The sequence below is a fragment of the Psychrobacter sp. APC 3426 genome, from assembly GCF_030408035.1.
In the GTDB taxonomy this organism is placed as follows: Bacteria; Pseudomonadota; Gammaproteobacteria; order Pseudomonadales; family Moraxellaceae; genus Psychrobacter.
Genome location: NZ_JASDCF010000004.1, coordinates 90560 through 114082 on the forward strand (window position 1 = coordinate 90560; position 23523 = coordinate 114082).

The window sequence follows — 23523 nt, forward strand, 5'->3', positions numbered from 1 at the left end:
CTGCCCTCGATGTCCAAGATTTATTGATTTTTTATTCTATTCTATTTTATTTTATTTTGATTTAGCGCAGACGCTAACGGCTATAATAACTATCTCACATGCTCTGCTGGCCTTATTGCCGGTTAGATAAAGGACACCTATGTTTGCCCATATTACTACCCTACGTCAATCACAGCGCACCAATGCAATGAGCCAGTCATCTGATAGCTCGCAGCCAAACTTCAGTCAAAACAAGCCTCAAAGCACAAATAAACACCTGCGTATTGCAGTTGCCATCGTTTTGGGCGGCACGGCGCTACAGGCCAATGCCGTGAGCAACGGTCAAACGTACAATGAGATACCAGTCGCAGATGCTGCTGTTGAATATCAAGATTACGACGCGACAGAAGGCGTTAATGTTGAGAATAAAAAAGTAGTCAGTAAAGAGTTTATCGCGCAACAGGCGAAGCTGTTTACGGAGTGTACCCGAGTACAAACCAGTGCTGCGCGCCTGGCATGTTTTGATAAAGTCGCTGAGCAAGGCAAAACGCCAAGTTATACCACGACCAAGCAACCTGTTGATTTGGCAAAAACCTTTCAAAGTACCCTTTCAGGTAACCCGCAAGTGGTTTTCGTAGAGGAAAAATCCTCTATCGTAACCGATGCCAGCGAGGCAGCCTCTTTACAAGCAGAGAGCGGATCTACTGATACAGATGCAACCAACGATGGTAAAAGGTTGGACACGGTTGGATTGACGCAACGTGAAGCCAAAGTATTAGAAGATATCGGTGTCACCCAGACAGATATCGAAAAATATACGCCACTCAGTTTGGCTTATGATTTGGATAAAAACAGTGAGCGAGGTACTTGGACGGTCAGACCATATCGACCAACTTATCTATTGCCACTGTTTTATACCTTTGATCCTAACTTGGCTCCAAGTACGCCGTCACAAGAGACAGAGTCTTTTACTTCTAATGATGTTCGTGAGACTGAGCTCAAGTTTCAATTGTCTCTAAAGACTAAAGTGGCAGAAGACTTATTCGATACCAGTGCTGATTTATGGTTTGGTTACACGCAAGAGTCGCATTGGCAGGTCTATAACGAAGACAACTCGCGTCCATTCCGTGCCACTGACTATCAGCCTGAGATATTTTTGACACAACCAGTGACTGCTGATTTGCCATTTGGTGGTCGTCTACGCATGCTAGGTGCCGGTGCCATTCACCATTCTAACGGTCAAGACGATCCGTTATCACGCTCATGGAACCGTGCTTATCTGATGGCAGGTGCAGAGTGGGGCAAGCTATCAGTGATACCGCGTCTGTGGGCTCGCGTAAATAATGAAAGCAGCAGTAGTGAAGACAACCCTGATATCGAAGATTATATGGGTTACGGTGATGTCAAATTCTTATATGATTTGCCGAATCAGCAAAGCCTAAGCGGCACATTGCGTTACAATCCAGGCACCAATAAAGGCGCGGCGCAAATAGATTATACTTATCCATTAACCGAAAACGTCAATGGTTTCGTGCAGCTGTTCCAAGGTTATGGCGAGTCTATCATCGATTATAACCACGAAAACACCTCTATCGGCTTCGGTATCGTCCTGAACGATTGGAAAGGCTTTTAGAACAGGCACAGCTCATTATTACTTATCATGAGTAATATGTAATGCGAAGATTGGCTCCTTATCAGACTGGACTATGGCTGGCAGAGTATCTAGATATACGCTGCCAGTTATGCCGTGTTTACCGCAGTACATCTTCTTTACACACCGCCTCTCACTCTGTAATAAACAATACTGTCTTTGCCAAACTTCGCCGTAATATTAATCAACGTCTAAACAGTGGTCTGCTCTGCGCAGATTGCCATCATAGTATTGCGTGGTTGCCTAAACCCTTTGATGTGGATATTGCTGCTGGCACAGCACTCACTATCCAAGCAGCTACCTACTACGACTATCCTATTCGTCAGGCCATTCGTGCCTTTAAGCACCACGAAGACATGATCAAATTGCCGTTACTGATGCATGCGATACGCCAACTACCACGCCCTCACGGTTGTCACTCTGAAAACAGTGTGATTGTTGCCATGCCGACCACCAATCAACGACTGCTCAAACGTGGCTTTGACCCTGTCAGTATCCTATCAGCGCAATTATCCAAACATTGGCAAATCCCATTGTGGAGCGGTGTTGAGCGTATCGATGACACCCTCAGTCAGCAAGGTCTCACACGTGCTGAGCGCCTGAGTAATTTAGATAATGCCTTTGCTGTCACCCAAACTCCACCCGTCAAACGCCTGTTGTTGTTTGATGATGTGGCGACCACAGGGGCAAGCTTGCAAGCATTAGGCCGTGCGTTTCTTGACTCCACTGCTGTTGCAGGTGTAAACCCATCACCAACACCTAACCTTTATCAGATTTTTGCTTATGCATTAGCACATGGTAGCCAGTCATAAAATAATGACTATCTCTATAATCACTATTATGTTGCTAATATGTTGCCTAAACGCTATATTATTAAAACTATATATATAAATTTGTTGGTTTTTTATTGGTTCGCCTAGCTGATTGTTTGATTGGATAATTCATAGACTTCTGAAATATAGACAGCTGGCGGTATGAAGGCAGATTTTGTATATCTGTATATCAGCAATCTACTATGTAAGATGGAACAGACTAATGATTCCCTATGGAACAAAAATTGCAGGATTTATATTAACTTAAGGGTAGTTGGTCATATTGATTGACTGATATTAAGTAACTTATATAACAATAACCGCTATCTAATTAGCAACTGCTTTAAATTAGTGTAATGACTCAGCAGACAATGGCAGCCATAAAATAACAGCTATCAATAGGGATTTGATGTGAACGCATCTAAAAAAAATCTACCATCTAAACTACAAATGAGCAGCTCAGGATTTACCCTGATAGAGCTGATGGTAACGATTGCCGTGCTTGCCATTATCGTAAGTATAGCAGCCCCTAGTATTAGTACGCAGCTGGCCAATCAACGAGTCAAATCAACCACGGCTACGCTGGCTAATGCCTTAAAAGAGGCGAAGGTAGAAAGCATCATTCGTCGTCAAGACGTTACTTTGAGCTATAACAGTAGCAGTACTCCTAAAGTAATTATGATGACTATTCCCGATTTGACTACGAATCCTTCTAGTGTATCTACTATTGCAAGTTATACTATTAGCGACAAAAGCACCGTTACCCAGACTATTACTCCATCTACGGTGACTGAAATCGTTTTTCAACCAAATAAAAAAATAGCTGATAACGCAACAGTGGTGTATACCATTTGTGACAGCGGATCTGATAGTGAGACACCTAAACAAGTAAGTCTTACTGGTATTGCTAATGTCAATATCATCAATGCTGGGAGCTGCTGATGACCATCCAATCTAACCAAGCAGGCGTGGGATTAATAGAAGTAATGGTGTCGTTATTGTTATTAGCAGTCGCTGTTTTAGGGTTTAGTGCTATGCAGATGTCAGCTGTAAAGGCAACAGACGAGAGCTTAATGCGTACTCGAGCTTTGACTATTATTAGAGGTGGAGCAGAAACTATGCGTACCAATCCAAGTGGTATAGCTGCTTTTAAAGCTGCGGTAAACGGCACTTCGGATTCTATCAGTGTTGATGGTTCCGCTATAACAAAGAATAGCTGTATGAATAACACCAATACTGCACCTGTATTAGCGGACTTTTGTACTATAAATCAACTAGCAACACGTGATGGATTGTTGATGAAATCATATGCAGTCGCTAATGATGTCAATATTGGTATGGTTCCTAATGGCTGCCCAGGAACTTCAGGCAGTCAAGAGATACAGTGCTTTGTTGCCAGTTGGGGAGATACGACAGTTGAGTTGAGTGATTCTGCATCAGATGCTTGTGCTAACGCCAATGGTAGTTATAAGAACGGGGCAGAATGCTTTATCGTGGAGGCTTACTGATGTCATATAACGACAGAGTCAATTATAGTACTGCCAACCAGTCAGGTTTTACACTAATAGAGCTTATGATCTCTTTAGTACTTGGCTTAATCGTCTCAGCAGCTGTGATTCAAGTATATCTAATTAATGCAAAGACTAGCAGTATTCAAGCCAGCGCTAGCGAACTACAGGATGCTAGTATTTTTGGCTTACAGCAATTAGAAAAAAACATTCGCTTAGCCAATCTAGGTAATCCAACCACTAAGATCGATGGAACCACACCCAACGGTGGTATTGTCTTAACGGGTCCCAATATTGGTGTTCCGGACTTACCGGACCCTTATCCCAATACAGGTTATTTGACTAAGCGTGCAGGAGATGTTGGTGTTGGTGATAATGGTTGGTCAGGTATCTCCAATACCAATACCAATAGCGATCAGTTGACTATTCAATATATCAATATAACAGGCGCTGCAATGAGGGACTGCGAAGGTGCAGAAGCTGCTGTCAATGATATCGTTATTGAACGTTATTTTTTACGTCAAGCAGTAGGGGATACCAGTACTGGTGCTATCAAAAACTTAGTACTAGCATGTGATGCAGGAAGGGTCGATAGTGCTGGTGGAATAGTCGTTGTGAGCCCAACAAGTGATTCACGTAACTTTGGTCAAGCAGGACAAGAGTTCATCATCAATGTTGATCAGTTTAAAGTGCTGTTAGGTGTACAGTACACCAATGGGGCTAATGCAGGGCAAACGATCTATCTGCCTAGTAGCGCTTATCTTGATATAACAACTGATATACCAGCAGTCACCGCTGTTAAGGTTGGTTTAATCGTGCATGGTAGTACGCCTATCATAGGTAGTGCGGAACAAACACAATTTGCTTTATTAGGGCAGCTGCCTGCAGATAATAAATTAAAAACAGATACTAGTAATAGCAAGAAGGTTCGAACCACTTATGAAACCACAACATTATTACGTAATGCTCGTGTCGTAAATCTACGAACTAGCCCATAGCATATTGATAAGGAGACTGAAAGTGATTCGATACCGTAATTTATCAAGTTCGACACAAAAAGATATCAATATGACCTATCGGAGTACCGAGCAAGGTGCAACGCTGATAGTGGTCTTATTATTCTTAGTACTTATTGTATTGGCAGGTGCAATAGCAGTTAGGCAAAGTACGACAGACCTTAAAGTTGCGACTAGTGATCAAATCAACACGGTTCTACTACAATCCGCAGACAGTGCCAACCAAAAGCTAGAAACGATGGTAAACGGTAGTGCAACATCCGATGGATATAAAGATGTAACGAGTGCAACAGGTGCACTTGGTCATTTTTTGTTATTTGAAGATAATAAAACAAATGAGTTTATTTATTGCTTTAATCCGCGTACACAAAGATATCTCACAAAAAGTGCGACAGTTAGAGCGCCTGCCGGTGGTTATGTAGATGGACTGAACGAAGGTGTCTGTGATTATACAGATGCAGCTGATTATACAAGTGCTCGTCAAGCAGTGATGACACAGATGAGTATTACCATTACTCCGCCTGATCCCAACGCCGAAAGATTCGGTCATGTGGTACTCGGAAAAGAAATCGAAGATAGAACCAGCAAAAAGTTCAAGTTCGATATTAGACCAACTTCTTCATTACCAGCTTATAATGAGCCCAAGGCAGGTACTGATAAGTGTTATGAGCAAACCAGTATTAAATATAACGTAGCAACTGGCAAAAAATCATTAAATGAATGTCTGTTAGCGGCTAGCACACCAAGTAAAATGTTATATGAGCAAGCAGATGTTGCAAATCTATCTTCTTCTACAGAATGTATCCCATTCGGTAGAGGGGGACAAGCAGGATGTGTATTAGCATCCTCACCTTAGTCTCGCTACTCATTTGATTATTTACATAAAAGGATAGATGTCATGAAACGACTAAATAATGTATCGCCAGCTCGCGATAGTAAGGTATTACCACTCAAGTATCTGGTCGTGGTCATGGCATCAACTATTGTGTTGCCTGTTGCGCATGCAGATGTCGCGGGCAAAAAAATCGGCGATTTAGAGATCTATAAAGCGGCTGAAGGCGGTAAGACCACGATCACCATGATGCTCGATACTTCGGGTAGTATGACCTTGAATCAGGTAAATAGTGCAGTTACCTGTGATCTGCCGTCTGGTACCAGCTACACTAAAGGGTCTGAGGACTCAAATACTACACCTGTTTATACCAAAGACTTCTGCGCAGTTGGTGCAAGATATTATTATCGACTATCTCCTGAGGGTCAATGGTATCGATGCGGCCCTAGAGATGGTTCCGGTAATAGTAGTTACAACTTTTCAATCTGTGATACTAAGATTACTAATCCTTCATTAGGTAGTGAGTATAACTATGTAACCTCTGGTAGTGACAACAGGTACTTTTACACCTCTACTAAGTACTATGACCGCCTTACTCGTCTAAAAGATGCTATTTTTACTTTGTTGGACAGTAGTCTGCTAGATAAAAATAAGGTGTCTATTGGCATTGGACAGTACTCGTCACAGAGCGGTAGCGATAATGTAGTGAGAACCTCATCAGATGGTACTGCCAGAGACGCTGACGGAAGTACCGGCAAGATAGTGGTGTCTGCAGCTTTGGTAGACGCTACCCAAATTGCGAAGATTAAAAAAGCTGTAGCCGATGCTAGAGGCGGTAATGGTACGCCAACCGCCAATGCCTATGCAGAAGTAGGTGCTTATATGTTAGGTACTAATCCCTCTGCCTCTTCTTATAGTGGTTACGACAAATCAGTTGCCGACTCAAAAAGCGGTGGTCGTTATAATAGTCCTCTGTCATCACCCTCATCTTGTGATGGACGCGGTATCTACTTCTTAACTGATGGTAACCCTAACAGTTCTCCTAATCCTAACTATGTAATGCAATTAGCGTTAGGTGCCAATTCATTTAGCATACCATCAGTTACGCTTCCTAGTGGTAGTGAAAATAATAATGCCATGCCACAAGTCGGCGCATTTGCCAAAGCCTTACGTAATCCGGCGATCAATCCGCTAGGCACAGATAGAGAGATATATACCGCAGTCGTGGGCTTTGGTTCAGTGTTTAATGTCAATGCATCAGATATCGTCAACTTACCTTATACCAACCCCAAGACCGGTATCACTGCCAACCGTGACTTTTATAATTGTGCAAGCATCACAGACCTAGATGCGAGAAATGCCTGTAACTGGGGTGAAAAAGCACACCCTGATCTGCCAGGAGTTGGCGGCTATGGAGAGGGCGGCTTCTACTCAGCGCAGTCCACAGAGGATATTGTCAAGAGTATTACTAGCTTTGTTAGTGGCTTGAATCAGAATATCCCTTCTACGCCTTCAGGCACCATCATTATCCCTGATGATCCGTATCGTGCGGACAGCCAGTTGGCAGTTGCTTACTATCCGACCCTACAAGCCGATGTAAAAGGCAACGCTGTGATTTGGGATGGTAATATGAAAAAATACCTGCTCAATGAAGGCACGCTCTATGGTAGTAATAATAACAAGCTATTCAAAAATGTAGCAGGCGAGTTAGAGCCAACGACACCTGACCTGTGGTCTGACAAGGACTATGGCGGTGCCAATAATGAAGTGAAGTCTGGTGGCTTTTATGCGCTATTAAACACGCCTAAAACTGGTGTGACATCGACCAGAACCCTATATGTCGAAGATTTGGACGGTACGACACCAGTACTACGAAGGTTTGGGGTGAATGCCTTGGGCAAAGTCGTAGTAGATAATGCAGCATTGACCACTACCTCATTTAGCGATACAGCTACCTTTGATGAAGAAACTCTAAGAAGACTACTAAGTTTCTTAGGGTTCAATAATCTACCGAGCACCGCTACAGCGGTCAAAGATATGGAGCTCACAGTTGCCAATGCTACTGAAGAAATTAGGGTGGTTGGGGCGACCATTCACTCAACGCCAGCTGCGGTATCTTACTCCGCAACGCTGGATGATGATGGTAAGGTCACTGCAGTACGTGATGACTACGTCTTATTTGGCTCGAGTGAAGGCGGTCTGCATCTGGTAGATGCTGATAATTATAGTGCTGGCGGAGATGGTGGGAAAGAAGACTTCGTTGTCATCCCCAGAGAGATGCTCAGAGATAAGAGCAAATCTCTCGCGTTAGTGGATGATTCAAACAAAGCAGAGATAGGCTCACCGAACTTCGGTATCGATGCGCCTTGGCTAGTCAGTGCCAACTATAAATACGATTTAACCAATAACACCGTGAATATCGCGACGGATGGTAATAAAGGCCTTTATGCTTATGGTGGTCTGCGTATGGGTGGCGAGGCTTTTTATGGTCTGAACCTGACGAACAGAACCAGCCCAAGCATGATGTTCACGATCACGCCAACAAGTACAGGATTTAGCCGTATGGGTCAGATATGGTCCAAGCCTACCAAAGCGAAGATTAAAAGATCGAGTACGGACACAGGCACTGATGTCCTGGTGTTCGGCGGTGGCTATGACATGTGTTATGAGTATGAAAAATTCCAAGTTGGCGTGACCGATACCAGCTTAGGTACTTGCTCAGGTAAGACTAATGTAAAAGGTAATGCAGTATATATCGTCAATGCTATCACAGGTGACCTGATATGGTCAGCATCTAGTAATGGCTCTCCGTCAACGACAGTTAGTACGATGACAAACAGTGTCGTCGCAGGCATTACCACGCTTGATCGTGACAATGACGGCTTTATGGATCATATCTACTTTGCCGATTTAGGCGGTCAGCTGTTCCGTGCTGACTTTACCAACGCTGGATTTCAAACGCAGCCAGCCATTGGCTCGACACCGACTGGTACACCAACGACGACCACCGCCTTTGCCAATACGCGAGTGACGCGCATACTCAGTGGCGCTTATAGCGGTACCGATACCAAATTCAATCATCGCTTCTATGAGCGTCCAGTGGTGAGCTTCCATCGTAACTCTCAGACTAACAGCCTATTTGCGCTCGTAAACGTCATCTCAGGCGATCGCAGCTCACCACTCTCCAAGATACGTGATTTGAGTAAGTCCGATAGACTATACGGTATTATGGATATCGATGTCAGCAAGCCAGATAATCTTCTCTATGCCAGCAACTTTACCACGACAGCGGCTGCAGATGGCGGTCAGACGATATTAGACTTAACAGCCAATAATACCCCTACCAGCAACCTGGTCGAGCTGCCGGGTGCCATAGGTACTCTCACTGCAGGCGGATATACATTGGCACAGAAGAATGTCGTCAGTGATCAGATGAGAGCAGGTACTAAACAAGGGTGGTACTATCCACTGACTCGATTCGACGGCTATGGCAATGTACTCTATACCAAAGGTATAGGAAAATCACAAGTCATCGATAACTTCTTATATACCACCACATACAATCCAGACATGAGCTATGGTTCAACGAACTCTTGCTCAGCCAAAATTGTCGGCGGCTCAGAGCGTCAGCTGTACTGTTTACCATACGGTATCTGTACCGATTCCAAGTCCAAAAATGGTACCGGCGGCTTTGTCAGAGCAGGTAAGGGTATTCAAGAGCTAACACTCGGACCACGTAGCTCGACATTGTCAAATCAGCGTTTGCTCATCGGTACCCGTACACTGGCAGAGCGTGCGACAGATAGGGTGGATTTCGGAACGGATACAGGCAAAGACGCCTATACTCCGATCAATGAAGCACAGGGCTTAGGCTCAGCAGATCAGATTCTCGGAAGCGGTAGCGCCCCTGAGTTGATATTTAATGAGCGTTTTTCCTTACAGCCAAAAGTATGGTATGAAGTAGACTGATAAGGTATCCGCATGAATACGAAAGCGTTAAAAAAGCAGTTAGGATTTACGCTTATAGAGCTGATGGTGGTCATTATGATAGTGGCTATCTTAGCGGCGATTGCGATTCCATCTTATCGTCAGTACGTTGTGCGCAATGCCGAATCGCAAGCGCAAGCGAGTATGCAACAGTTGGATATAGAGCTAAACCGCTGGCGTGCTAGTGCTTTGACTTATAAAGGCTTTATACCAAAAAAGCAAGCAAGCGACGGCACCTTTAGCTATGGTTATGATGCTGATAGTAAGGTTATCTATGTTCCTAGAGGAAGCGATAATACCAATTACAGTTATCTAATAACGCTGATAGATGAAAGTACAGGGAATACTCTAGCACCTGCAGGCACAGGTTACTCTACTGCGGGTAGCTCATGGCGCATGTTGGCAGAGCCAAATACTTCCTTTGAAAACTCAGATGCGCACATTTTTATGCTCAGTAGTGCTGGCGTACGGTGTAAAAGCAAAGATAGAACTATCACCGCTGCTTCGACTGATTGCGGTATAGGTCAGGAGGATTGGTAATGACAGCAGGGTACTATAATCAGAAAGAAATGATTGGAACTGAGAGTGGCTTTACGTTAATAGAGATGATGATAGTCGTCGCTATCATTGGGGTGCTTGCTGCTATCGCTTATCCAAGCTATCAAAACTATGTCATCAAGACCAAACGTGTCGATATGATGACTGAGATGCAAAACATTGCGTCAGAGATTGAGAGCCGTAAGTTGGCACAGGGCAGTTATAACGCGATTAGTGATGGTGTCATTGCAAATTTCGCTGGTGATTACTTGGTAAATGGTAATGCCCTTTATACCATAGCATTTACGCCTATACCTCTTACTGCTAAATGGGGCATCACTGCAACACCTATAACAGGGTCTCAAGTAGCTAATGATGGCATTCTTAGTCTTAATTATCAGGGTATAAAATGTAAAGGCAGTACATGTGGTACAGGTAATGAATGGAATCCGTAATAATCATTTTGCCGGTGTTGACAAAATTTGTCATCTCTACTTACTTTTTAGTGCTAATGTGTAGGTAAACTGACAATTTTTAGTAAGTTAATAGCAACATTAATAACAATGTTTAAGTCAGATAAGACAATAATTGTCTAAACTCTGTTCTTCTTAAGGGCCAGAGACTTATTCTAAGTACAAATATAAATCTATTAACATTCTGGCACGCTATCTGCAGCAATTAAAGTAAGAAAGAAATTTATTATATCCCTAAAGATAGAAATTGCTAATAATCAGCTATCTTTATATACCCCAAAAGGAGTTCTTATGAACACTGCTCAAAAAGGTTTTACCCTAATCGAACTAATGATCGTAATCGCCATTATCGGTATCTTGGCTGCGGTTGCATTACCTGCGTATCAAGATTACACGACTAAGTCTCGTGTCACAGAAGGTCTGAACTTAGCTAACTCTGCTAAAACTAGTATCGCAACGGATGCTACTACAGTAGGAGATCTTGTATCGGTAGCTAATACTTGGAATGCTCAAGCTGGTGATGCGGGTGCAGTGTCTAAGTATGTAGACTCTGTATTGATAACTGTTGTAGATGGAACTACAGCAACTGATGGTGAAATAACAATTACTTATAATCCAGCATCGACTGGTGTGGCGGCTGGTGAAAACACTTTAGTTCTTACTCCTTGGATTAAAACAGCTGCTGGTAATACAGCTGCCGATGCTACAAATTTAGGTGTAGCGAGAGCTGCTGGTACTGCTGGTACTGTAGATTGGACTTGCCAATCAGCTACTCAGGAAACTGCTATTGCACAGATGGGTGCAGCAGGTACAGATGGTTCATTATTAGCGCGTTTTGCTCCTGCACAGTGCCGTTAATTCTAAACTAGCATCATAGTTATACTAAAAAAGCAGCCAATCGGCTGCTTTTTTATGGGCTAGAGATTGGACAAAGCCATTTATTAGACGCATAGAAAAAGCTACCATAGCTTGAATAATGATTGACCTATTTTAGAGTGTTGACTACATGTTTATATATAAACTCAAAGCGTTTGGCTGGCATTTAGTAGCCAGTTTATTGATTGCGGCGGTTAGTTTAGGGGTTGTATTTTTTGTCTGGTATCCACAACCTTTATATCAGGCGACTGGGGTCATTAAGATATTTTTGATTATGCTTGGAATAGATATTATCTTAGGACCGCTACTGACTTTCATTGTTTATAAGCCTAAGAAGAAGACACTTAAATTTGATCTAACCGTCATTGTCTTACTACAACTGGCCGCATTTGCTTATGGGTTTTATCATGTCTATGATGGACGCCCTGCTTGGATAGCATACAATGTCGACCGCTTTGACTTGGTTAAAAATAATGAGATTGATACTCGCAAGCTGACAGAAGCACTGCCAAAGTACCAAAAGGTGAGTCAGTCAGGGGCGAGATATGTTGCTGCTGTGATTCCTACAGACGATAGCAATATAAGCAATGAGATTTTATTTGACGAAGTGAGCTATGGGATAGCGCCGTCGCAGCGCCCAGAGCTTTATCAGCCCCTTGATACACTAGATGCGTTGTTAATTACTAAGTCAAAGCCTATTGATGAGTTATACGATTACAACGATAAAGTAGACGTAGATAAGGTGTTATTAGCCTATCCCGAGGCAGACGGGTATCTACCGCTAAAAGCTAATGCTGTCGATATGACGGTGCTTATAAATAAAAAAGACAAAGAGAACGTGAGAGAAATTGTAGATTTACGTCCTTGGTAAGCGAGATGTATGTCTTGTCCAGATGTTTTTTATAGATAGATTTAGGGGTTACCATGAAATATATCGTCGGTGCCATACTGATTAGCTCTCTTATCTTTTTTATAGTTGCTTTACTTATCAGTGCAACTGGATTTAAACCTGCTCAAAACATATTACCGTTTGGTTGGCTAGTATGGGGCATATTAACTGCCTTAAGCTATCCTTTAGCTAAAAATATTGTGGCTTAAGCAGAGCAATCCACTCTATAAACCGACAAAAAAATCATTTTTATAATCACTTATGCGACTTTTAAAAAATGTATGCAGTAAATAAAAGTGGCATGTCGCATGCAACAGCATAGTATTCAATATTAATATGGTTTGCTGTGATGCTATTATTTCCCCTGAATCAAACTTATAGACCACAGTCAGGCTTTACCTTGATAGAGCTAATGATAGTCATTGCTATTGTGGGGATCCTCTCCGCAGTCGCATTCCCAGCTTATCAAAACTACACTATGCAAGCCAAGCTCTCAGAGGTGATTTTAGCTGCTACGGCATGTCGTATCTCAGTAATAGAGGTTATAGATTCTCCGTCATCAAATTTGGCTACAGCCTTACCAAATGCTTGTGACTCCACTCATGCTAAATATGTGAAAAATATTGTAGTTAGTACCAATGGTATTATTAACGTGCAAGTTAACGAAATTCAATTATCTTCGTTAACTACTAGTACGAATACTCTAACGCTTGCACCGATTCAGATGGGGAGTAATGCTAATCCGATAGTTGGTATTACGAGTAATAGTAAGAATATTGGGAGTTGGCGTTGTGGTTCATCTATAGATGGCACTACTATCCCTGATAGGTATTTACCTAACTCTTGCAGAGGGACTTATTAATAGCTAATAAATAAAAGTATGTGTTTGACGAATTATTTTGATAGATGACAGAAAGCAACAAAAAAGGCTGATACATTTGCATCAGCCTTTTTTTATTCTAAATAATTTCTGTAGCTATCGAGCTACTTCTCTAAATACTGAATCTTACCTTCCACACCATCCCACTTTTCAGCTTCTGGCATTGGCGGCTTCATTTCTGTGATGTTTGGCCACTTTTGTGCCAGATCAGCATTGAGCTCAATGAATATTTCTTGCCCTTTCGGCACTTCATCTTCTGAGAAGATCGCATTGGCAGGACATTCAGGCTCACAAAGCGCACAATCGATGCACTCATCAGGATCGATAACTAAAAAGTTTGGCCCTTCATAAAAGCAGTCCACCGGGCAGACTTCTACACAGTCCGTGTGTTTACAAAGGATACAATTATCTGCAACGACGAAGGTCATAGTGATGTCTACCTGTGATTGGTTTGAACTAAATAGAGTATTTTAAAATCTACATAGAGTATTTTAAAAATAAGCCACATTTTAGCGCTTTTACGTGCATTTAACAATTCCCTTTAATGACCAATGATTTCCTTAAGATGATAGAGCAAGTCGTGCGCTTGTTTGGGTGTTAGGGTATCAGGATTGATGGCGTTTAACTCATCTTGCAAGCTAAACAGCTGATTTTGTTGTGGAATATCAGTTGTTTTTTGACTGTCTTTATTATAGTCGACACTCGCTACTTGTACTTCATTGTCAGGAACCGGCTGCTGTTTATCCGTTAGCGACTTAGCTAATTCATTTTTGTCATCAGTAGATGGTGCTTTATTTGCTTTTAAATTCTCTAATGTTAGGTTATCTACTAAGTAGCGTTTGGCATCATTCAGCACTTGAGTGGGAATGCCTGCCATTTTTGCCACGTGTAGTCCAAAGCTAGAGCTGGCAGCGCCTTCACGTATTTGATGTAGTAGCAGTAGCTGTCCATCGACTTCACTGGCAGCGACATGGACGTTGCGAATGCTCGATGAATTATTTTCGTCACGCTGTACATTGTTTGGTATATTGTTCGGTGCGCTGCTCTGCGAGTCGTGTGCCAATTGCGTCAGCTCAAAATAATGAGTAGCAAATAATGTCAGGCAGCCAATCTCTACCAATCGATTGACACAAGCATGGGCGATTGCCAATCCATCGGTGGTTGCCGTACCGCGTCCAACTTCATCCATCAGCACGAGCGACTTATTCGTTGCTTGATTGAGGATGTTAGCGGTCTCAATCATCTCCACCATAAAGGTTGATTTACCACCGGCTAAGTCGTCAGCCGAGCCAATACGGGTAAAGATACGGTCAATATCGCCAATATGAGCGCGCGCTGATGGGACAAAGCTACCGCAATGCGCCAGTAGGACAATCAGCGCAGTCTGACGCATATAGGTCGATTTACCACCCATATTAGGACCAGTAATCATTAACAGGCGCTCAGGATTTGCATGGCTACCTAAGGCACAGTCATTGGCAACGAAATGGCTGGTATATTTCGCAGTGGGGCCTTTATTAGAGATAGTAAAGGCTTTATCAGCATTGACTGGATTTAGAGCGGCTTCAACGACGACATGACGACCTGCTTTGATATCAATACTGGTTTGGCTATCATTTTTTTCATAGCCGTCCTGTTTTGAGTCATTACTCATAACAGGACGTTGCCAGTGATAAGTTTTCGCAAGCTGCGCCCAGTTACTAAGCACATCTATTTGCGCGATAGCAGCGCTCAGTTGCTGTAGCTCAGCCAAGTGGCTACCTAATATAGTCAATAGTTCATGATACAGCTGTTTTTCACGAGTTAATGCTAGTGTTTGCGCGCTTAGGTATTCGGTCTCGACTTCTTTTAGTTCATCCGTGATAAAGCGCTCGCTGCTTTTGAGCGTTTGCCGCCGGATAAAATGCACTGGTGCATTCTTCGCCTGCATTTTGGGCAGTTCAAAATAAAAGCCGCTGACCTTGTTAAAGCCGACTTTTAAGCTGGGTAGTTGATTGTCCTGACGCGCGCGCTCTACCATATCATCTAAAGTGACTTGGATATTGTCATGTAGATGGGTCAAGCGATCAAACTCTGCATCGTAGCCAGCGGCAAGCATACCGCCATCACGAATATGGGCAGGCGGCTCGGCGATAATGGCACGCTCAATCAGCTCAGCGACGCACTGCACTGCAGGTAGCTGGGCTGGTAACTGCTGCAGTAACATCGGCAACAGTCCTGCCTGCTCATGGCTGATACTTGCAGACATGAGTAAGTCGGTCAGTTGCGCGCTACTGGCGATACCATCAGCCAATTTACGCAAGTCACGCGGTTTGGCACTCATGAGACCGATACGGCTACTGATACGTTCGATATCACCGATGGCATTTAAGGTTTCACGCAAACTATTGACCAGTGAATGACTTTCTACATGCTGCTCAATCTGTTTATTTTCGCCAGATTGATTGTCTATCTGCAAAAGACTGGCTATCGCATCTAAGCGCATATTGATACGTGCATGCTGACGCAGGGGGCGTTTCATTTGTTGCACAAGTAGGCGGCGACCCATTGGCGTTTGGCAGTGATTCAATACTGATATTAGTGACGTGCCATTGCTGCTGACTGGGGTAAATAGCTCAAGGTTCTGTTGGCTGTTGGCATCAATGATTAGATAGTCATCGCTGTACTCGACGATAAGCTGGTTAACTTGTGGCACATGGCGCTGTTGGGTTTGCCGTGCATAGTGGATGAGCGCCGCGCAGCTGGACTGAGCCAGTGGTGCATCACTGATACCGAGTCCATCGAGTCGTTGCACCTCAAACTGTTGGCAAAGGGTGGCGCTGGCGTGCTCGCGGTGGAAGTCATTGGCGGCGACTTCGATGATAGGGCAATCGAGGTTTTGCCGTAGCCACAGCAGCCAGTTGGTATCAGTACCGTCAACATTGTTACCAAGCGCTTCGCTAATGATACATTCGCTAGGGGCAAAGCGTGCCAATACGGTGAGCATCTGGGCTTGTAGGTTTTCGATGTCATTATGGCTGTTATTAGAGCTGGCACTGAGCGTTTGCGTCGTTAATGTTCCAGCAGCTAAGTCCATTTGACTGATGGCAGCTTGCACAGCTTGTTTGCTATTTGATTTAGGTATCTCGATATCAATGGCGACCACAGTCGGCGTATGATTGGGCGCGATGAGCGCATCATCAGTAATCGTACCGGCGGTAAGGGTTTTGACTACTTCACGACGCATGATGCTGCCAGCAGCCGATTTGCTTTTGTCTTTTTTTTGTTTATCGCCCATCGTCGGCGCGTTGGATGTATTATTGGCGTTAGTGGTTGCTGACTCATCAATTTGTTCACAGACGACCACGGTCTGACCTGCGGCAATGAGCCGTGCCATATAACTATCCGCTGCATGAAACGGCACACCTGCCATCGCAATGGTGTTACCTGCTTTATCCGTACCACGGCGGGTGAGCGTGATGTCCAATATTTGCGCGGCACGTTTGGCATCGTCAAAGAACAGCTCATAAAAATCACCCATCCGGTATAGCAGCAGCGCTTGTGGATAGTTGGCTTTCATGGTTAGATATTGCACCATCATCGGCGTATGGTCTGCCAAGTGATAAATAGCATCGCCTATGGTTAATGGTTCAGTTGAATGAGGGTTTTGAGCGGACGGCTTAACGGTCATGCAGAGTCTCTTATAATGCTTAAATGGGTTTACTTGAGGTAGTCGCTTGTTTTTAGAAGAATAAATAATAGATGAGCGTTGGTAGATTGTCTTTTGAGTTTTACAGATAAAAAGCTTGAAAGATTAAGACTATAAGCGCTATTTTAGCACGTCCTGCTCGGTTTTTACGTCGGCAAATATCTGCTCGCTGCCCTTGTATCCATCAGCGTCATAACCATATATAATGACGGCACACTTAATTGGGCGATACTTAGTTAAGTACTTAGTGTTAGCTAAATACTTAGTCAGGTGAGTGCTGAGTCGGATGATGACAATGCGTCAAATAAGGCGTCACGCTAAGCATTGGCTAATGCACGCTAATTATCGAATATTTCCATAGGTCAAAAAATTATGTTATCAAAGATTATAGGCAGTGTGGTTGGCACCAAAAATGACCGCGAATTAAAACGCATGCGTAAAGTGGTCAGCAAAATCAACGCACAAGAGGCTGAAATACAAGCCCTGTCTGATGAGCAATTACAACAAAAAACTGAAGAGTTTAAAGCACGGCATCAAAACGGCGAAAGCTTAGATGCGCTATTGCCAGAGGCGTTTGCGGTCTGCCGCGAGGCATCACTGCGTGTCAATGGCATGCGTCACTACGATGTGCAGCTGATCGGTGGTATCACCTTGCACGAAGGCAAAATCGCTGAGATGAAAACCGGTGAAGGTAAAACCCTAATGGGTACCTTGGCGATGTATCTCAATGCGATCAGTGGCAAAGGCGTCCATTTGGTGACGGTCAACGATTATTTGGCGGCGCGTGATGCTGAATTGAACCGTCCATTGTTTGGTTTTTTGGGCATGACGGTTGGCGTAATTTACTCGCAGCAGCCACCACAAGAAAAAATCGACGCTTATCAAGCAGATATCACTTACGGTACCAACAACGAATACGGCTTTGATTATCTGCGCGATAATATGGTCTTTAGCCTCGCTGAGAAAAAACAACGCCCGCTGAACTTCTGTATCATCGATGAAATTGACTCTATCTTGATTGACGAGGCTCGTACGCCGTTGATTATCTCGGGTCAGGCCGAAGACTCCTCGCGTATGTATGCGCTGATTAATACCATTATTCCGGTGCTAATTCGTTCGAAAGACGAAGAAGCCAATAAGAACAACGAAGAAGAAGATTTTTGGATTGATGAGAAAAACCGTCAAATCGAGATTAGCGAAAAAGGCTATGAAAAAATCGAGCGCTTCTTAATCGAAGTGGGCGAGCTGGGTGAAAATGAAAGCTTATATAGCCCAAGCCGTTTGCCATTATTGGCGCACGTACAAGCTGCTATTCGTGCTCACCATGTGTTTGTCAAAAACGTGCATTACATTGTCGATGAAGGCGAAGTGGTCATCGTTGATGAAAACACGGGTCGTACCATGCCGGGTCGCCGCTGGTCAGAAGGTCTGCATCAAGCGGTAGAAGCCAAAGAAAATGTCGAGATTCAAGCAGAGAACCAAACGCTGGCAACCACCACATTCCAGAACTACTTCCGTCTGTATGACAAGCTATCTGGCATGACCGGTACGGCAGATACCGAAGCAGCAGAATTTAAATCAACGTATGACTTAGATGTCATCGTGATTCCAACGCATGAGCCGATTGCTCGTATCGATATGGATGACCAGATTTTCTTAACCAAGTTGGGCAAATACAAAGGCATCATCCGCGAGATTAAAGAAATTCAAGCCAAGGGCGCGCCAGTACTGGTTGGTACGGCAACGATTGAAGCCAGTGAAGAATTGTCTTATTTGCTTGACCAAGAAGGCGTTAAGCATAACGTCCTAAACGCCAAGCAGCATGAGCGAGAAGCAGAAATTATCGCTCAGGCGGGTAGTCCAAAATCTGTCACGATTGCCACCAACATGGCGGGTCGTGGTACCGATATTATCCTTGGTGGTAACTGGCAGTCGTTTATCGAAGATATTGATGCCGTCAGTCCAGAGGAGATGCAGCATCTAAAAGACCAATGGCAAGTCAAGCATGACCAAGTGGTTGCCGCAGGCGGTCTACATATTATTGGTTCTGAGCGTCACGAGTCACGCCGTATCGATAACCAGTTACGTGGTCGTGCGGGTCGTCAAGGTGACCCTGGTATGTCGCGTTTCTTCTTATCGCTCGAAGATGACTTGATGCGTATCTTCGCAGGCGATCGCGTGGTCAATATGATGCGCGCCATGGGTCTAAAAGAAGACGAAGCCATTGAGCATAAGATGGTGTCCAAATCGATTGAAAACGCGCAGGGTAAAGTTGAAAGCCGCGATTTTGATGCCCGTAAAAACCTATTGAAATACGATGACGTCGCCAATGAGCAGCGTAAAGTTATCTATGGTCAGCGCGATGACTTGCTGGCAGAGATGGACTTGCTAGAAGCGCTCGAAGTCATGCATCATGAAGTTTATAACGCCATGATTAGCCAGTTCATTCCGCCAGGCTCTATCGATGACCAATGGAATATCGATGGTCTAGAGGATGAGCTAGAGGAAGAATTTAGAATCTCGATGCCAATCAACGACTGGCTAGATGAAGATCGCCGCTTAGATGAAGAAGGCTTGCGTGAAAAAATTATCCAAACGGCTTTAGATCGTTATCATGCTCGTCGTGAGCAGATGGGTGAAAAAGATGCGGCTCAGCTTGAGCGTCACTTTATGCTACAAAGTCTAGATAAGCACTGGAAAGAGCATTTGACGCAGATGGATCAGCTACGCAAAGGCATTCATTTACGTGGTTATGCGCAAAAGAACCCTGAGCAAGAATATAAGCGTGAATCATTTGAATTGTTCCAAATGATGTTGGGCGCGATTAAGTCTGAGACAGTACAAGACTTATCACGTGTGCATATTCCGACCAAAGAAGAGCTAGAAGCACTAGAAGCTCAGCAGCGCGAAAATGCGGCTCATATGCAAATGCAGTTCGAGCATGATGATGTTGATAATTTAGACAGTAATGTCAATAGACCTGCTGCCCAGTCGCAAGCACAGAGCCGCAACCTTGCTGGCGGTGCTGCAGTAGCTGGTATGGCTGCAGGCGCGGCTAGCGGTAGCAATAAAGCCATCGGTGATGAACCAAATCCGTATGCTGGTATGACCATCAGCCGTAACGCACCGTGTCCTTGTGGTTCAGGCCTCAAATACAAACAATGTCATGGCAAGATTTAACTATTAATCTAATGATGTAGCTGTAGCCGCTGTACATGAAAGCCCTTATCTTATTTAGATAGGGGCTTTTTTTGTCATAGCGTTTTGACCCATGTAGATTACGGTCGATTGAGTAGAGGGAATAGCCTAAAGACAGGCGCCTTTGTATTGATTGCTTACAAATTCCACATAGGCGTGAATTTATGGACACGCTATAGTGTTTAGCATATTTATTTGGGAGAGTGTTATGAGTTTAGCATCATTAAAACAGCTACGTACTTCCGTAGCATTGACCAGTTTATTGGCTGGCATCCTTACGATTAGCGGCTGTCAGCAACAATCTGACACTGAGGCGGCGATGGAGGACGGTGTTCATACGGAAGAGTCAGTACCAATGTCAGCTGAACCTGCTGAGCCTAATGATGTGGTCGTCGATACTGAAGACGCATCATTAAGTGAAGTAGAGGACGACACGGTTGCTGCCGTCAACAGCGGTGTCAATCAAATCTCTTATCTATGCTCGCCCGCCCTAAAAATCGAAGCAACTTATAAAGAAGACGCCAATCAAGTGGTTATCGCTACGGATACGGGTACCGTGACCTTGAATCAAACCAATGAGGGTAGCAATCCTGAAGTGTTTGAAGTCGCGACAGCTATCGATGGTGGTGAAGGCTTTACTCAGTGGCGCGTGGCTAATGAAGAGCGTGATACTGGTGTTATGCGTACAGCGGGTACCGATGAAAATGATGTAAATACCTTTGAATGTAATAAGGCTTCATAAGCAGTATGAAATAACTATCTTGCACTATAAAAAAGCAACGCTATCTCAGCGTTGCTTTTTTACATCTAGGTCCAAGGAATTAGTTCACTTATAGTCAGTGAAAAGTAATATCGATACATCACGTCCTACTGATATCAACTTTTCTTGCTTGCTGTGCCTGCGCAGACATAGGTTACAAAAAATTGGTATCAGCAATACCGTAGCGTTTTTAGGATATTTTGACTATAGTTTACGACATCAGCCAAGTACTTTTCTTCTTAGATACTGTCTCTTACCAGTCTTGCTCATAGTTATTTTTCATGGGCAGTACGGTCTTCGTGCGCCAAAAACCCTTCCTCGTTGACATCCAGTTCTTCATGCTTGAGCTCTACTTGGATAGTATCGGTATGCGTATGCGTGGTTTTATTGACTTCTATTTCTTGAATAGCATAGGTTTCTTTGGTGATAGTAGCGACTTGGCGAGATAACACGATTTCGATAGGAGCATCGCCAACCGCAATTTGCTTACCATTGACGGTGACCACTGCTTTACTGTCTAATGATGGCTCTACGTGGCGCAAGATATCCTTTTCATCATAGTTGCCAGACAGCAGGTCTTGACTCTCGGCATCATGATATTCGGTGCGAACGGTAATATATTCTTCTACCAACTCAATAGGCACTTCAATGATTTTGGTACGAGAATGCTTAGTGACCGTTACCTTGCCAACATCTAGACGTTCCTTATTAACGACAGGACGCTCTTCTAATAACTCTAAGTGTCCAACGTTATGATTTTTATTTGCGATATCGTCATTTTGGTTGAGTAGGGTATTTTGGTCGTTTGCTGTGGCTTGCTGGTTGTTTAAGTTATTTTGCTGAATGCCATCTTTATGAAGGTTGTCATTATCGGTATTCATTATTATGTCCTTATAGTTGTAAAGTGCTGATTATGTAAAATACTGCTATATCGTAAAAGACTTATTAAAACGTATGGTTTATAAAAAAAATCATTTATAAAATGATTAAAAGCTATCTTTGCAAGTGTTAGTTACTAGGCTAATCATGTTAGCTGCTAATAGTATTAAATGTGAACAAAACCAGATATCAATTATCAACGAATGTACTCAGTTAATGTGTCTAACTTTAATAAGCAAAAAAAGACCAGAGACATGCTCTGGCCTTAATTCGCTAAGTAAAACCACTTAGCTGCTTATCACTATCACATTATGTATGACATTATTATTTAGTTCCAATAACAGTCAGACGATATGATGGTTCAGCGTATTACATACCACGAGCGCGGCGTACGTCTTCTGCAGTAATGCCATCACGGTCAACGATATTGCCTTCACGGTCTACAACGTTACCATCACGGTCAATGTCTAGCTCTTCACGCTGAATAGTCTCAACGATGGTCTCCGTATGACGCTCAGTCGTCTTACCTACGTTTACTTCTTCTGTGACATAGGTTTCTTTACCAACGCGAGCACGTTCTGCTTCTAGCTCAACCTCAACAGTTTCGTTACCTGTTACATCACCGATGCGACGATCTGTTGGGCGATCTACATTGGTACGCTGAATATTAGCGTGCTCTTCTTCTAGCTCTACATCGACATTACGCTCTTCTGTAACGACATGCTTACCGACTTTTACCAGACCTGCTACGATACGGTCTTTATTAACGGTCAGACGCTCTTCTAATAGCTCTAACGTATTTGGTGCATCATAAGCGTGGTCTGCAACTTCCATGCGCTCTTCAGCAGGGATAGTATCAGCAGTAAATGCTTGACGATCTTTCTCATACTGCTCTTTATAGCTGTACTGATAGTCATGGTCGTATACTTCCATCGCTTCGACTTGTGCTTGTGTTAAGCTATCAAAGAATACGTCATCACCGACAATACGTGCCAAACCTGCTGGTACCAATACTTCTTTTGAGCTGAACCAACCGCCTGCGTCGACGATTAAATAACGAATGCGACCAGTGGTGTCTTCCACTAAAGCACCATCGATTTTACCGATTTTTTCTTCATTGACACCATAAGCAGTTTTACCTGTTGGGTCATAATAGTCATCACCAATTAGGTCACGGTGAGTGGCTTGGATATCTTTTAAACGAATTAGTTGGCTCATTATTATCTTCCTTTTTTATGAGTTAATTATTAATTTTTTTTAACGATTTTAATGTAATAAAATCTTCAGTGACCCGAAGAGTTTTTTTAGAATTTTTCGAAACTTAGTTCAAAGAAACTTTTATTTAAAGCTAATTAAAAAAGTAACCTGAATTTAAAAATAAGTAGCAAGCCATGTGAGTAGCCTCTACCTCAACTTGTAATTATCGTAGCATCATGATTTTCGATGAGATATATGAGCAAGGTAGCAAAGTGTGCGCTTGAAGTAATTGCGTGTAATAGGCTGTAAGTGGCATAACATAGTGGGGGGTATAAGTTAACGCGAGTTTACAGAGTGCAAT

General features: G+C 43.4%; 19 protein-coding genes. 15 read left to right on the plus strand and 4 right to left on the minus strand.

The genetic code is table 11. The annotated features are described in order from the left end of the window. Positions 1 to 139: 139 nt before the first annotated feature. The 13 genes from QL919_RS04395 (at position 140) to QL919_RS04455 (ending at position 13422) form a co-directional block, all read left to right on the plus strand. The gene (locus tag QL919_RS04395; RefSeq protein ID WP_290188362.1) at positions 140 to 1612 is read left to right on the plus strand and encodes a phospholipase A; all 1473 of its coding nucleotides are present in this window, start codon (positions 140 to 142) and stop codon (positions 1610 to 1612) included. 41 nt (positions 1613 to 1653) lie between these two features. Next, the gene (locus QL919_RS04400; protein WP_290188363.1) at positions 1654 to 2442 is read left to right on the plus strand and encodes a ComF family protein; all 789 of its coding nucleotides are present in this window, start codon (positions 1654 to 1656) and stop codon (positions 2440 to 2442) included. Between the two features lie 411 nt (positions 2443 to 2853). Further along, complete coding sequence (locus tag QL919_RS04405; RefSeq protein WP_290188364.1) at positions 2854 to 3384, plus strand: GspH/FimT family pseudopilin; 531 nt, start codon at positions 2854 to 2856, stop codon at positions 3382 to 3384. Beyond that, positions 3384 to 3950, plus strand: coding sequence for a type IV pilus modification protein PilV (gene pilV, locus QL919_RS04410; RefSeq protein WP_290188365.1), 567 nt, complete (start codon positions 3384 to 3386; stop codon positions 3948 to 3950). Before QL919_RS04405 ends, pilV begins: the two co-directional genes overlap by 1 nt. Further along, positions 3950 to 4948 (plus strand): PilW family protein, encoded by a 999-nt coding sequence (locus tag QL919_RS04415; RefSeq protein ID WP_290188366.1) that lies wholly within the window; start codon positions 3950 to 3952, stop codon positions 4946 to 4948. The genes pilV and QL919_RS04415 overlap by 1 nt, the downstream gene beginning before the upstream one ends. Before the next feature lie 70 nt (positions 4949 to 5018). Then, positions 5019 to 5822: a PilX N-terminal domain-containing pilus assembly protein gene (locus QL919_RS04420; RefSeq protein ID WP_290188367.1), complete on the plus strand. Its 804-nt coding sequence runs from the start codon at positions 5019 to 5021 to the stop codon at positions 5820 to 5822. Between the two features lie 42 nt (positions 5823 to 5864). Beyond that, positions 5865 to 9767 (plus strand): pilus assembly protein PilY, encoded by a 3903-nt coding sequence (locus tag QL919_RS04425; protein ID WP_290188368.1) that lies wholly within the window; start codon positions 5865 to 5867, stop codon positions 9765 to 9767. 12 nt (positions 9768 to 9779) lie between these two features. Continuing rightward, positions 9780 to 10325: a prepilin-type N-terminal cleavage/methylation domain-containing protein gene (locus QL919_RS04430; RefSeq protein WP_290188369.1), complete on the plus strand. Its 546-nt coding sequence runs from the start codon at positions 9780 to 9782 to the stop codon at positions 10323 to 10325. Next, positions 10325 to 10777: a type IV pilin protein gene (locus QL919_RS04435; RefSeq protein ID WP_290188370.1), complete on the plus strand. Its 453-nt coding sequence runs from the start codon at positions 10325 to 10327 to the stop codon at positions 10775 to 10777. Before QL919_RS04430 ends, QL919_RS04435 begins: the two co-directional genes overlap by 1 nt. A 309-nt stretch (positions 10778 to 11086) precedes the next feature. Next, the gene (locus QL919_RS04440; RefSeq protein ID WP_290188371.1) at positions 11087 to 11653 is read left to right on the plus strand and encodes a prepilin-type N-terminal cleavage/methylation domain-containing protein; all 567 of its coding nucleotides are present in this window, start codon (positions 11087 to 11089) and stop codon (positions 11651 to 11653) included. Between the two features lie 148 nt (positions 11654 to 11801). Then, the gene (gene tfpZ / locus QL919_RS04445; protein WP_290188372.1) at positions 11802 to 12542 is read left to right on the plus strand and encodes a TfpX/TfpZ family type IV pilin accessory protein; all 741 of its coding nucleotides are present in this window, start codon (positions 11802 to 11804) and stop codon (positions 12540 to 12542) included. Positions 12543 to 12595: 53 nt separating this feature from the next. Then, positions 12596 to 12769, plus strand: a complete 174-nt coding sequence (locus QL919_RS04450; protein WP_290188373.1) for a hypothetical protein — start codon at positions 12596 to 12598, stop codon at positions 12767 to 12769. A 140-nt stretch (positions 12770 to 12909) separates the two neighbouring features. After that, on the plus strand, positions 12910 to 13422 hold the full coding sequence (locus QL919_RS04455; RefSeq protein ID WP_290188374.1) for a pilin: 513 nt from the start codon (positions 12910 to 12912) through the stop codon (positions 13420 to 13422). A 122-nt stretch (positions 13423 to 13544) separates the two neighbouring features. Here QL919_RS04455 and fdxA read toward each other — a convergent pair whose 3' ends face one another. Then, positions 13545 to 13868, minus strand: coding sequence for a ferredoxin FdxA (gene fdxA / locus QL919_RS04460; RefSeq protein WP_290188375.1), 324 nt, complete (start codon positions 13866 to 13868; stop codon positions 13545 to 13547). Positions 13869 to 13981: 113 nt separating this feature from the next. Continuing rightward, positions 13982 to 17110 (minus strand): DNA mismatch repair protein MutS, encoded by a 3129-nt coding sequence (gene mutS, locus QL919_RS04465; RefSeq protein ID WP_290188376.1) that lies wholly within the window; start codon positions 17108 to 17110, stop codon positions 13982 to 13984. A 390-nt stretch (positions 17111 to 17500) separates the two neighbouring features. Between mutS and secA the strand changes: the two genes are divergently transcribed. Together secA and QL919_RS04475 are read left to right on the plus strand one after the other, a co-directional pair. Continuing rightward, entirely contained in the window at positions 17501 to 20308 is a 2808-nt protein-coding gene (gene secA, locus QL919_RS04470; protein WP_290188377.1) for a preprotein translocase subunit SecA, read from the plus strand. Positions 20309 to 20534: 226 nt separating this feature from the next. After that, positions 20535 to 21068 carry a hypothetical protein gene (locus QL919_RS04475; RefSeq protein ID WP_290188378.1) on the plus strand — a complete coding sequence of 178 codons (534 nt, stop codon included), beginning with the start codon at positions 20535 to 20537 and terminating at the stop codon, positions 21066 to 21068. A gap of 290 nt (positions 21069 to 21358) precedes the next feature. On the opposite strand, the gene QL919_RS04480 is transcribed toward QL919_RS04475, so the two are convergent. Together QL919_RS04480 and QL919_RS04485 are read right to left on the minus strand one after the other, a co-directional pair. Next, positions 21359 to 21967 (minus strand): DUF2382 domain-containing protein, encoded by a 609-nt coding sequence (locus QL919_RS04480; protein ID WP_290188379.1) that lies wholly within the window; start codon positions 21965 to 21967, stop codon positions 21359 to 21361. 367 nt (positions 21968 to 22334) lie between these two features. Further along, entirely contained in the window at positions 22335 to 23183 is an 849-nt protein-coding gene (locus tag QL919_RS04485; RefSeq protein ID WP_290188380.1) for a PRC and DUF2382 domain-containing protein, read from the minus strand. Positions 23184 to 23523 lie beyond the last annotated feature (340 nt).